6 protein-coding genes and 1 pseudogene are annotated in these 12432 nt (G+C 64.8%); 5 read left to right on the top strand and 2 right to left on the bottom strand.

What is annotated here, in order from left to right; genetic code table 11:
• Nucleotides 1-150 precede the first annotated feature (150 nt).
• Nucleotides 151-3084, bottom strand: a complete 2934-nt coding sequence (glnE, locus tag L6D75_RS24765) for a bifunctional [glutamate--ammonia ligase]-adenylyl-L-tyrosine phosphorylase/[glutamate--ammonia-ligase] adenylyltransferase (protein ID WP_176516956.1) — start codon at nt 3082-3084, stop codon at nt 151-153.
• A 383-nt stretch (nt 3085-3467) separates the two neighbouring features.
• Here glnE and aceE point away from each other — a divergent pair, with 383 nt between their 5' ends.
• From aceE to L6D75_RS24740, 5 genes are all read left to right on the top strand, one after another.
• On the top strand, nt 3468-6113 hold the full coding sequence (gene aceE / locus L6D75_RS24760) for a pyruvate dehydrogenase (acetyl-transferring), homodimeric type (protein WP_176516957.1): 2646 nt from the start codon (nt 3468-3470) through the stop codon (nt 6111-6113).
• 13 nt (nt 6114-6126) lie between these two features.
• Nucleotides 6127-7767 carry a dihydrolipoyllysine-residue acetyltransferase gene (gene aceF / locus L6D75_RS24755; RefSeq protein WP_176516959.1) on the top strand — a complete coding sequence of 547 codons (1641 nt, stop codon included), beginning with the start codon at nt 6127-6129 and terminating at the stop codon, nt 7765-7767.
• Nucleotides 7768-8132: 365 nt separating this feature from the next.
• On the top strand, nt 8133-10814 hold the full coding sequence (locus L6D75_RS24750; RefSeq protein ID WP_176516961.1) for a putative bifunctional diguanylate cyclase/phosphodiesterase: 2682 nt from the start codon (nt 8133-8135) through the stop codon (nt 10812-10814).
• 138 nt (nt 10815-10952) lie between these two features.
• Nucleotides 10953-11621: a peptide-methionine (S)-S-oxide reductase MsrA gene (msrA, locus tag L6D75_RS24745; protein ID WP_176516963.1), complete on the top strand. Its 669-nt coding sequence runs from the start codon at nt 10953-10955 to the stop codon at nt 11619-11621.
• Nucleotides 11622-11624: 3 nt separating this feature from the next.
• Nucleotides 11625-12248 carry a glutathione S-transferase gene (locus L6D75_RS24740; RefSeq protein ID WP_176516965.1) on the top strand — a complete coding sequence of 208 codons (624 nt, stop codon included), beginning with the start codon at nt 11625-11627 and terminating at the stop codon, nt 12246-12248.
• A 78-nt stretch (nt 12249-12326) separates the two neighbouring features.
• On the opposite strand, the pseudogene L6D75_RS27555 reads toward L6D75_RS24740, so the two are convergent.
• Nucleotides 12327-12432 (bottom strand): annotated as a pseudogene (locus L6D75_RS27555) (IS110 family transposase); the annotation flags it as partial.

Raw genomic sequence — 12432 nt, 5'->3', positions numbered from 1 at the left:
AGCCTGGCCTCCCCTCTTTATATTCAGGCTATGTGGCGGACAGTGTACCACCGAGGGGTAGATGCTGTTTGTGCTGGCCCCATCGCGGATAAATCCGCTCCTACAGGCGGCGTAGGCGCGGATTTATCCGCGGTGGGGCCAGCACAGACTTCAAGTCAACCCCAACTGCCCCCAGATCCGCCGCACTTCGCGGCGTTCATCGGCAAACTGCGTCGCGTCGATCACCCCGGCCTGCTTCTGCAGGGCCTGGCGGTGCGAAGCCGAACGAAACGCCTTGTACACCTCGCGCAGCAGGATCGCATCGCTGGCTGGCATCAACTGCGCCTGCTCCAGCTCTTCCAGAATGCGGATGTTATCGGTCCATCGGAGAATGGCCGGATGGTCGTGGGACCAGGCCAGAGCGGCGTATTGCACCATAAATTCGATATCGACGATACCGCCGGCGTCCTGCTTGATATCGAACGCCATGCCGTGGTCGAACGCATTGCTGGCAGTGCCTGCGGCCGTCGCCTTGGTGCCCAGGTTGTCGCGCATCTTGGCGCGCATCTCGCTGACTTCGACGCGCAGCTTGTCGAGGTCGCGCGGCTGCCCCAGCACCTTGGCGCGCACGCTCTCGAATGCCGCGGTCAGCTGCTTGCAGCCCACCAGCACGCGGGCCCGCACCAGCGCCTGGTGCTCCCAGGTCCAGGCTTCGTTCTGCTGGTAGCGCTCGAATGCGCCCAGCGAACTGACCAGCAGCCCCGAGGCGCCGGACGGGCGCAGGCGCATGTCGACGTCGTACAGCTGGCCGGAGTTGGTCTGGGTGGTCAGCAGGTGGATGATGCGCTGGCCCAGGCGGGTGTAGAACTGCGCGCTGTCGATCGGCTTGGCGCCGTCGGTTTCGGCCTGCGGGTCGCCATCGTGGATGAACACCAGGTCCAGGTCCGAGCCGTGGCCAAGCTCCAGGCCACCGACCTTGCCGTAGCCAATGATGATGAAGCCCGGGTCGCACAGGCTGCCGTCGCTGCGCTTGGGCTGGCCGTGGCGGGCCACGGTCTGGCGCCAGGCCAGTGCCAGCACCTGGTCGAGGATGGCCTCGGCCAGCCAGGTGAGGTAGTCGCTGACCTTCATCAGGCGCAGGTTGCCGCTGATTTCCGAGGCGGCCACGCGCAGGCTGTGGGCCAGCTTGAAGTGGCGCAGCGCTTCCATCTGCTGCTCGAGGTCGTCCTCGGGGATGCGCGTCAGCCGCTCGCGCAACTCGGCCGCCAGCTCCGGCGCCATCGGCGGGCTGAACAGCCGGCCTTCGTTGAGCAGCTCATCGAGCAGCAGCGGGTAGCGGGCGATCTGCTCGGCGATCCAGGGGCTGGCGGCGCACAAGGTCAGCAGCCGGCGCAGCGCGCTGGGGTTTTCGGTGAGCAGCACCAGGTAGGCAGAGCGCCGCGCCACGGCCTCGACCAGCGGCAAAACGCGCTCCAGCACCAGGTCCGGGTTATCGTGTTCCACAGCCTGGGCCAGCAGACGCGGGATGAAGGCATCCAGGCGTTCGCGGCCAATGCGCTGCATCGAGCGCAACTGCGGGCTGGCGCGCAGCCCGGTCAGGCGCCGCAGGGCTTCGGCCGGTTGCTCGAAGCCGGCCTCCTGCAACTGCCGGCAGGCGGCTTCTTCATCTTGTGCCTGCTCCCACAGCGGCGACCACTCGCCGCCCACCACCAGCTCGCCCTCGCCGTCTTCGTCATCCGGGTCGGCAATCACCTGGCGGAAGTGCCAGTCGACCCGGCCACGCCAGTGCATCAGGTGCTGATGGAAGCTGTCCCAGTCGGCATAGCCGAGCATGTAGGCCACCCGCGCACGGTCGAGGTCGCTGTCCGGCAGCATCTGCGTCTGGCGGTCGGCGATGGCCTGGATGGCATGCTCGGTGTAGCGCAGAAACTCATAGCCCTCGCGCAGCTCCAGCACCACCGCCGTCGGCAGGTAGCCCTGGCCCTCCAAAGTGGCCAGCACCTTGAGCAGCGGCCGCTGCTGCAGGCTCAGGTCGCGCCCGCCGTGGATCAACTGGAAGGCCTGGGCGATGAACTCCACCTCGCGGATGCCGCCGGCACCGAGCTTGATGTTGTCGGCCATGCCCTTGCGCCGCACTTCCTGCTGGATCAGCTGCTTCATGGTGCGCAGCGCTTCGATGGCCGAGAAGTCCAGGTAGCGGCGGTAGACGAACGGGCGCAGCATCTCCTGCAGCTGGGCGCCGGCGGCCTGATCGCCAGCCACCACCCGCGCCTTGATCATCGCGTAGCGTTCCCAGTCGCGGCCCTGGTCCTGGTAGTACTGCTCCAGGGCATTGAAGCTGAGCACCAGGGCACCGGCCGAGCCATAGGGGCGCAGGCGCATGTCGACGCGGAACACGAAGCCGTCGACGGTGACCGGGTCGAGCGCCTTGATCAGGCGCTGGCCCAGGCGGGTGAAGAACTCCTGGTTGTCCAGCGAACGCTTGACCCCTTCGGTCTCGCCGCCTTCGGGGAAGGCGAAGATCAGGTCGATGTCCGACGACAGGTTCAGCTCCACCGCCCCCAGCTTGCCCATGCCCAGCACCACCATGTGCTGCGGCTGGCCGCTGCGGTTGCCGATCGGCGTGCCGAACTGCTGGCAATGGCGCGGGTACAGCCATTGATAGGCTTCGTCGATGGCCGAATCGGCAAGGTCGGACAGGTCGCGGCAGGTTTCGCCGAGTTCGGCCTGGCGGGTGATGTCGCGCCAGATGATGCGCAGCTGCTGGCGGTTGCGCTCGCGGCGCAGGTTGCGCGCCAGCTCCTCTTCACTCTGCGCCGCCTGGGCTGCGGCGGCGACGTGCCCGCGCAACTCGCCCGCAGCATAACGCCGCTCCAGCTCGCCGCTGGCCAGCAGCGCAAACAGCAGCGCCGGCTCGCGCTGGGCCAGGCCGAGGACGAAGTCGCTGGCCGCCGCCACCTGGTCGAATTGCAGGCGTTGCGCCGCGCTCCAGCTGTTCAGGTCCAGCTCAGGATGGCCAGCCAGGGCATCGAGCAGAAACTGCTGGTTGCGCGCGACCAGCGGTTGCAGGGTGGCAGGCAGTTCGAGCGGCAAAGGCAGGCGCATGGTCTATCCTTGATCGGCGTGAAAGAGAGGGGTAAATGCGGCCACGGGGAGGCTGGACCACGGTTGGACTGTCGTACAAAAGTTGGAAATAGCTGAAAAAAACGAATCATTGGCAATAAACATCAAGAATCACCCGTTCGCGACACAAAGCCAACCAACATGAACGTTTTTCCTCACAAGCCAAGGTGCGACCAAACGTCGCATTTGTGTAGTTTTACTACTACCCCGACCGTGCAAAAGCATGAAATGCGAAAGCAAATGTAGTAAAACTACACGCCGCCGGTGCACACTCCGGCAATCCAAGAATTCACGACGTCTGCCCATAAGGCCAGTCGCAAACTCAGGCCCCCGATTCTGGTGGCCTTTCCGCCCTGGAGCAAGCCATGCAAGACCTCGATCCAATCGAAACCCAGGAATGGCTGGATGCCCTGGAGTCGGTCCTCGACAAAGAAGGCGAAGACCGCGCTCATTACCTGATGACCCGCATGGGCGAGCTGGCCACCCGCAGTGGCTCCCAGCTGCCATACGCAATCACCACGCCATACCGCAACACCATCCCTGTCACCCACGAAGCACGCATGCCTGGCGACCTGTTCATGGAACGCCGCATTCGCTCGATGGTGCGTTGGAACGCGCTGGCCATGGTGATGCGCACCAACCTGAAGGATTCGGACCTGGGCGGCCACATCTCCAGCTTCGCCTCCAGCGCCACCCTGTACGACATCGGCTTCAACTACTTCTTCCAGGCCCCGACCGAAGAACACGGCGGCGACCTGATCTTCTTCCAGGGCCACGCTTCGCCAGGCGTCTACGCCCGTGCCTTCATGGAAGGGCGCATCAACGAAGACCAGATGAACAACTTCCGTCAGGAAGTGGACGGCAAAGGCCTGTCTTCGTACCCGCACCCCTGGCTGATGCCTGACTTCTGGCAGTTCCCGACCGTTTCCATGGGTCTGGGCCCGATCCAGGCGATCTACCAGGCGCGCTTCATGAAGTACCTGGAAGCCCGTGGCTTCATCCCGGCCGGCAAGCAGAAGGTCTGGTGCTTCATGGGCGACGGCGAGTGCGACGAGCCGGAATCCCTGGGCGCGATCGCCCTGGCTGGCCGCGAGAAGCTGGACAACCTGATCTTCGTCATCAACTGCAACCTGCAGCGCCTCGACGGCCCGGTTCGCGGCAACGGCAAGATCATCCAGGAACTCGAAGGCGTGTTCCGTGGCGGTGGCTGGAACGTCAACAAGGTCGTCTGGGGCCGCTTCTGGGACCCACTGTTCGCCAAGGACACCAACGGTGCCCTGCAGCGCCGCATGGACGAAGTCATCGACGGCGAGTACCAGAACTACAAGGCCAAAGACGGCGCCTACGTGCGTGAGCACTTCTTCAACACCCCAGAGCTCAAGGCCATGGTCGAAGACCTGTCCGACGACGAGATCTGGAAGCTCAACCGTGGCGGCCACGACCCGTACAAGGTCTATGCGGCCTACCACCAGGCGGTCAACCACAAAGAGCAGCCGACCGTCATCCTGGCCAAGACCATCAAGGGTTACGGTACCGGTGCTGGCGAAGCCAAGAACACCGCGCACAACACCAAGAAGGTCGACGTCGACAGCCTGCGTCACTTCCGTGACCGCTTCGACATCCCGGTCAAGGATGCCGAGCTTGAGAACCTGCCGTTCTTCAAGCCAGAAGAAGGTTCCGCCGAAGCCAAGTACCTGGCCGAGCGCCGCGCCGCACTGGGTGGTTTCGTGCCTCAGCGCCGTGCCCAGAGCTTCAGCGTGCCGACCCCGCCACTGGAAACCCTGAAGGCGATCCTGGACGGTTCGGGCGACCGCGAAATCTCCACCACCATGGCCTTCGTGCGTATCCTCGCGCAGCTGGTCAAGGACAAGGAAATCGGCCAGCGCATCGTCCCGATCATCCCGGACGAAGCCCGTACCTTCGGCATGGAAGGCATGTTCCGCCAGCTGGGCATCTACTCGTCGGTCGGCCAGCTCTACGAGCCAGTCGATAAAGACCAGGTGATGTTCTACCGCGAAGACAAAAAGGGCCAGATCCTCGAGGAAGGCATCAACGAAGCCGGCGCCATGTCGTCGTTCATCGCTGCCGGTACCTCGTACAGCTGCCACAACCAGCCGATGCTGCCGTTCTACATCTTCTACTCGATGTTCGGCTTCCAGCGTATCGGCGACCTGGCCTGGGCCGCTGGCGACAGCCGTACCCGTGGCTTCCTGATCGGCGGTACCGCCGGCCGTACCACCCTCAACGGTGAAGGCCTGCAGCACGAAGACGGCCACAGCCACATGATGGCCGGGACCATCCCGAACTGCCGCACCTATGATCCGACCTACGGCTACGAGCTGGCGGTGATCATCCAGGACGGCATGAAGAAGATGACCGAAGAGCAGCAGGACATCTTCTACTACATCACCGTGATGAACGAGTCCTACCAGCAGCCAGCCATGCCGGCCGGTGTCGAGGAAGGCATCATCAAGGGCATGTACCTACTCGAGGAAGACACCCGCGAAGCCGCGCACCACGTACAGCTGATGGGCTCCGGCACCATCCTGCGCGAAGTTCGCGAAGCGGCGAAGATCCTGCGTGAAGAGTTCAACGTCGGTGCCGACGTGTGGAGCGTCACCAGCTTCAACGAACTGCGTCGCGACGGCCTGGCCGTGGAACGCGCCAACCGCCTCAAGCCTGGCCAGAAGCCACAGCAGACCTACGTCGAGCAGTGCCTGGCCGGCCGCAAAGGCCCGGTTGTCGCCTCTACCGACTACATGAAGCTGTTCGCCGAGCAGATTCGCCAGTGGGTACCGAGCAAAGAGTTCAAAGTCCTGGGTACCGACGGTTACGGTCGCAGCGACAGCCGCAAGAAGCTGCGTCACTTCTTCGAAGTCGACCGCCACTTCGTGGTGCTGGCTGCCCTGGAAGCCTTGGCCGACCGTGGCGAGATCGAACCGAAGGTGGTGGCCGACGCCATCGTCAAGTTCGGCATCGATCCGGACAAGCGCAACCCACTGGACTGCTGAGGAGTATTTTTAAGTGAGCGAACTCATTCGCGTACCTGACATCGGCAGCGGTGAAGGTGAAATCATCGAGCTGTTCGTCAAGGTCGGTGACCGTATCGAGGCCGACCAGAGCCTGCTGACCCTGGAGTCCGACAAGGCCTCCATGGAGATCCCGGCGCCCAAGGCCGGTGTCATCAAGGAACTGAAGGTCAAGCTGGGCGACCGCCTGAAAGAAGGCGACGAACTGCTGGTGCTGGAAGCCGAGGGCGCCGCTGCGGCGCCCGAGGCTCCGGCCGCGGCCCCTGCTGCTGCACCGGCTGCGGCTGAAAAGCCTGCCGAAGCCGCCCCTGCGCCTGCTGCAGCCCCGGCTGCCGCCAGCGTGCAGGACATCCACGTGCCGGACATCGGCTCGTCGGGCAAGGCCAAGATCATCGAAGTGCTGGTCAAGGTCGGCGACACCGTCGAAGCCGACCAGTCGCTGATCACCCTGGAGTCCGACAAGGCCTCCATGGAGATCCCGTCGCCGGCTGCTGGCGTGGTCGAAGAAGTGCTGTGCAAGCTAGAAGATGAAGTCGGCACTGGCGACCTGATCTTCAAGCTCAAGGTGGCTGGCGCTGCCCCGGCTGCCGCACCGGCTCCGGCCGCTGCCGCACCTGCCAAGGCTGAAGCGGCGCCTGCTCCAGCTGCCGCGCCTGCCGCTGCCGCCCCGGCCGCTGCCCCTGCACCGGTTGCCAGCGCACCGGCTGCCGGCAGCAACGCCAAGGTTCACGCAGGCCCGGCGGTCCGCCAGCTGGCCCGTGAGTTCGGCGTCGAGCTGGGCGCTGTCGCGGCCACCGGCCCGCACGGCCGCATCCTGAAAGAAGACGTGCAGGTCTACGTCAAGGCGATGATGCAGAAGGCCAAGGAAGCACCAGCAGCCGCTGGCGCGACCGGCGGCGCTGGCATCCCGCCGATCCCGGCCGTGGACTTCAGCAAGTTCGGTGAAGTGGAAGAAGTGGCCCTGACCCGCCTGATGCAGGTCGGTGCCGCCAACCTGCACCGCAGCTGGCTGAACGTGCCGCACGTGACCCAGTTCGACTCCGCCGACATCACCGAGCTCGAAGCCTTCCGCGTTGCGCAGAAGGCCGTGGCCGAGAAGGCTGGCGTCAAGCTGACCGTGCTGCCGCTGCTGCTCAAGGCCTGCGCCTTCCTGCTCAAGGAACTGCCGGACTTCAACAGCTCGCTGGCGCCAAGCGGCAAGGCCATCATCCGCAAGAAGTACGTGCACATCGGCTTTGCCGTGGACACCCCGGACGGCCTGCTGGTCCCTGTGATCAAGAACGTCGACCAGAAGAGCCTGCTGCAGCTGGCTGCCGAAGCTGCCGCGCTCGCCGAGAAGGCCCGCACCAAGAAGCTGTCGGCCGACGACATGCAGGGCGCCTGCTTCACCATCTCCAGCCTCGGCCACATTGGCGGCACCGGCTTCACGCCGATCGTCAACGCGCCTGAGGTGGCGATCCTCGGTGTGTCCAAGGCAACCATGCAGCCGGTCTGGGATGGCAAGGCCTTCCAGCCGAAGCTGATGCTGCCGCTGTCGCTGTCCTACGATCACCGCGTGATCAACGGCGCCGCCGCCGCGCGCTTCACCAAGCGCCTGGGCGACGTGCTGGGCGATATCCGCACCATGCTGCTGTAACACGCAGCCAGCCTGCCTCCCTTCGCGGAGGCAGGTACCCTTTTCGAGCTGCCACGCTCGTACCTCAACCCCGTCATCTGGCGGGGCTTTTTTTTGCCTGCGATTTTTTGGGAGGGCTTTGCCCTCCTTTCGCGACACAAGGCCGCTCCTACAGACAGATCGCGGTCATCTGTAGGAGCGGCCTTGTGTCGCGAAAGGGTCGCAAAGCGGCCCCCATTTTCCAGCACCCCTAAGGATTCCCGCCCTGCCGCCGAAAACATATACATGACACCCCACATGGCCGCTTGCCAGCCTTGGGGACATGATGCAACCTTGCCAGATGCGCCGCCGCCCAGGCCGCGTCTCCCTCTTCAAGCGAGTCTTCGATGAAAAGCCAACCCGATGCCGCCAGCCGTGTGGCGGCCGAGGTCGTCACGCAGCTTCCCGTGCCCTCGCGGCTCGGCATGCTGCGTTTCGAAAGGCTCAACGAAGCCACCTGGGCCATGCTCTACCTCGACCCGGCCTGCGAGCAGCAGTTCGGCCTGCCGGCCTCCGACCTGTGCGCGCTGATCGACGCGCCGTATGCCAGCCTCATGGAGCCCGAGGCGCGCTACCGCCTGCACGACGACATCCAGCTGCAGCTCAACCAGCGCAGCTACTACCGCGTGCGCTACAGCCTGCACGCCCAGGCGCGCACCCTGCGCGTGCTGGAAACCGGCGAAGCCTTCAAGCAGCACAACCGCCAGCTGCTGCGCGGCTTCCTCACGGTGCTGGACGACGAAGACGACGAGCTCGATGCCACGGCCCTGGAATCACGCAACAACCGCCTGGAACTGGCCCTGCAACTGAACCAGCGCGCTCAGCAGGAGCAGCTCGAACACCTGGAGCGCGTGCGCGGCCAGCAGGACCTGATCCTGCGCCTGGCCCGCCAGCGCTACAGCGCCGAGAACTCGCTGCTCGAAGCCGCGCAGCTGATCACCCGCAGCGCCTGCGAAATCTACAAGGTCGACAGCGCCAGCATCTGGCACCTGGAAGACCAGCGCCTGGAGCCGATCAGCGCCTGGCTGCGCAACGAGCAGGTGCATCGCCTGCCCGAGGCCATCGACGCCAGCCGCTTCCCCGACTACCTGGACGCCCTCCACGCCAGCCGCGCCATCGATGCGCACAACGCCAACCACGACCCGCGCACCCGTGAGCTGGCCGCAAGCCTGCTGGCCGACAACAACGCCATGCTCGACGCCAGCATCCGCGTCGATGGCCAGGTGGTCGGCGTGCTGTGCCTGGAGCAGACCGGCCAGCCACGGGCCTGGCAGTCGGATGAAATCGCCTTTGCCGGCGAGCTGGCCGACCAGTTCGCCCAGGTCATCACCAACCACAACCGGCGCACCGCCGCCAGCGCCCTGCACCTGTTCCAGCGCGCCGTGGAACAAAGCGCCAGCGCCTTTTTGCTGGTCAACCGCGACGGCGTGGTGGAGTACGTCAACCCCAGCTTCACGGCGATCACCCAGTACAGCACCGAGGAAGTCCAGGGCCACCACCTGGCCGAGCTGCCAGCGCTGGAAAACCTCAGCGAACTGCTGTTCGACTCGCCGTCGAGCCTGGCCATGGGCAACAGCTGGCAAGGCGAATTCAAGAGCCGGCGCAAGAACCTGGAGCCCTACTGGGGCCAGCTGTCGATCTCCAAGGTGTATGGCGACAACCGCGAGCTGACCCACTACATCGGCATCTACGAAGACGTCACCCAGACCAAGCTGGCCCAGCAGCGCATCGAGCGCCTGGCCTACACCGACAACCTGACCAACCTGGGCAACCGCCCGGCCTTCATCCGCAGCCTCGACGAACGCTTCGCCCGCGAAGGCGAAAGCCCCACCTGCCTGCTGCTGGTGGACATCGACAACTTCAAGCGGATCAACGACAGCCTCGGCCACCAGACCGGCGACAAGCTGCTGATCAGCCTGGCCCGGCGCCTGCGCAACAGCCTCAGCGCCGGCGGCGTGCTGGCGCGCTTTGCCAGCAACGAATTCGCCGTGCTGCTCGACGAAACCAGCCTGGAAGACGGCCAGGGCGTTGCCCTGCAACTGCTGCGCACGCTCGACAAGCCGATGTTCGTCGACAACCAGCTGATCAACGTGACCGCCTCGGTGGGCCTGGCCTGCGCGCCGCTGCACGGCAGCGACCCGACCAGCCTGATGAAGAACGCAGGCCTGGCCCTGCACAAGGCCAAGGCCAATGGCAAGCACCAGGTGCAGGTGTTCACCGAGGTGCTCAATGCCGAGGCCAGCTACAAGCTGTTCGTCGAGAACAACCTGCGCCGCGCCCTGACCCAGAACGAGCTGGAGGTGTTCTACCAGCCCAAGCTGTGCCTGCGCAGCGGCCGCCTGCTGGGCCTGGAGGCGCTGCTGCGCTGGAACCACCCCGAGCGCGGCATGATCCGCCCCGACCAGTTCATCAGCGTGGCCGAAGAAACCGGCCTGATCATCCCCATCGGCAAGTGGGTGGTGCGCCAGGCATGCCGCATGAGCCAGCAGCTGCGCGAGGCCGGCATGGGCAATTTGCACGTGGCCATCAACCTCTCGCCCAAGCAGTTCTCCGACCCCGACCTGGTGGCCTCGATCGGCTCGATCCTCAAGGAAGAAGCCCTGCCCCCGCACCTGCTGGAGCTGGAGCTGACCGAAGGCCTGCTGCTGGAGGCCACCGAAGACACCCACCGCCAGCTCGACGAGCTCAAGGCCCTGGGCCTGACCCTGGCCATGGACGACTTCGGCACCGGTTACTCGTCGCTGAGCTATCTGAAGAAGTTTCCGATCGACATCATCAAGATCGACCGCAGCTTCATCAACGAGATCCCCGACAACCAGGACGACATGGAGATCACCTCGGCGGTGGTGGCCATGGCCCACAACCTCAAGCTCAAGGTGGTAGCCGAGGGGATCGAGACGTCGGAGCAGCTGGCGTTCTTGCGCCGGCACCGCTGCGATGTGGGCCAGGGGTACCTGTTCGACCGGCCGATTCCGGGGCGTGAGCTGGCGGAAAAACTCAAGCGCTATCCGCGCGGTCCAATGGACTGACAGCTGCGTAAAGCTCGGGCACTATAGAGTCCATTCGGGCCTCATCGCGGATAAATCCGCTCCTACACGCATTTGTAGGAGCGGATTTATCCGCGATGAGACCAACACCTATCCAACTGAAAACACAGAGGAACGGCCATGGTCCTGCGTTCGGAAATCCTGGTGAACAAAAACGTCATGCCAACCGCCGAGCAAGCCCTGCCCGGCCGCGAAACCCCGATGAGCCTGCCCGAGTTCCACTACGTGTTCGAAGGCACCCCCCTGCTCGGCCCGTTCTTAGAAGGCAGCGTCGACTTCGCCATCTTCGGCCTGGGCTGCTTCTGGGGCGCCGAGCGCCGCTTCTGGCAGCGTGAAGGCGTGGTCAGCACCGTGGTCGGCTATGCCGGCGGCTTCACCCCTAACCCCACCTACGAAGAAGTCTGCTCCGGCCTGACCGGCCACACCGAAGTGGTGCTGGTGGTGTTCGACAAGGACCGCGTCAGCTACCGCGAGCTGCTGGCGATGTTCTGGGAGCTGCACAACCCGACCCAGGGCATGCGCCAAGGCAACGACATCGGCACCCAGTACCGTTCGGCCATCTACTGCACCTCGCCAGAGCAGCTCGCCGAAGCCAAGGCCAGCCGCGACACCTTCCAGGCCGAGCTGACCAAGGCCGGCTACGGCGAGATCACCACCGAGATCGACCAGGCGCCGACCGTGTACTTCGCCGAGGCCTACCACCAGCAGTACCTGGCCAAGAACCCGGAAGGCTACTGCGGCATCGGCGGCACCGGCGTGTGCTTGCCACCCAGCCTGCAAGGCAACTGAGCCATGGCCACGATGACCCTGTTCCACTCGCCGCTGTCGCCATTCGTGCGCAAGGTCATGGTGGTGCTGCACGAGACCGGCCAGCTTGACCGGGTGGCCCTGCAGCCAGTGAACATCAGCCCGGTGAGCGGCGACGCGCAGCTCAACCAGGGCAACCCGATCGGCAAGATCCCGGCCCTGCGCCTGGAAGACGGCACCGTGCTGCACGACAGCCGGGTCATCTGCGAGTACCTGGACCTGCAGCATGTGGGCAACCCACTGCTGCCCCGCGAGGGCTCGGCGCGCTGGCGGCGCATGACCTTGGCGTCCCAGGCCGATGCGATCATGGATGCGGCGGTGTCGTCGCGCTATGAAAGCTTCCTGCGCCCGGAGGCCAAGCGCTGGGAGGGCTGGCTGCAGGCGCAGGGCGAGAAGATCCGCCGCAGCCTGGCCAACCTGGAGCAGGAGCACCTGCCGGAGCTGATGTCGGGCTTCGACCTGGCGGCGATTGGCGTGGCCTGTGCGCTGGGGTATCTGGATTTGCGCCAGCCTGATTTCGGTTGGCGCGAGCGCCAGCCGGGGTTGGCGGCGTGGTATGCCGAGGTGAGCGAGCGGCCGTCGATGCTCGCCACTGCGCCGACAGCCTGACAGACCGCAATCGCCGGCAAGCCGGCTCCCACAGGTAGACCACAGCGTTCGAGAACTGTGGTGTACCTGTGGGAGATTCTATGGTTGGGGGCAAAGTTTTTTGCCCCCGTTACTGATGTATTCGCTTTGGTTTTTCATCAGGGCGAACGCAATTCTGGCTAATTTCCGGGACAGGATGACGAGG

It is taken from the genome of Pseudomonas faucium (assembly GCF_021602585.1).
Classification (GTDB): domain Bacteria; phylum Pseudomonadota; class Gammaproteobacteria; order Pseudomonadales; family Pseudomonadaceae; genus Aquipseudomonas; species Aquipseudomonas faucium.
Note: the sequence above shows the minus strand (reverse complement) of the source record. Positions and strands in the feature narration are given on the sequence as shown.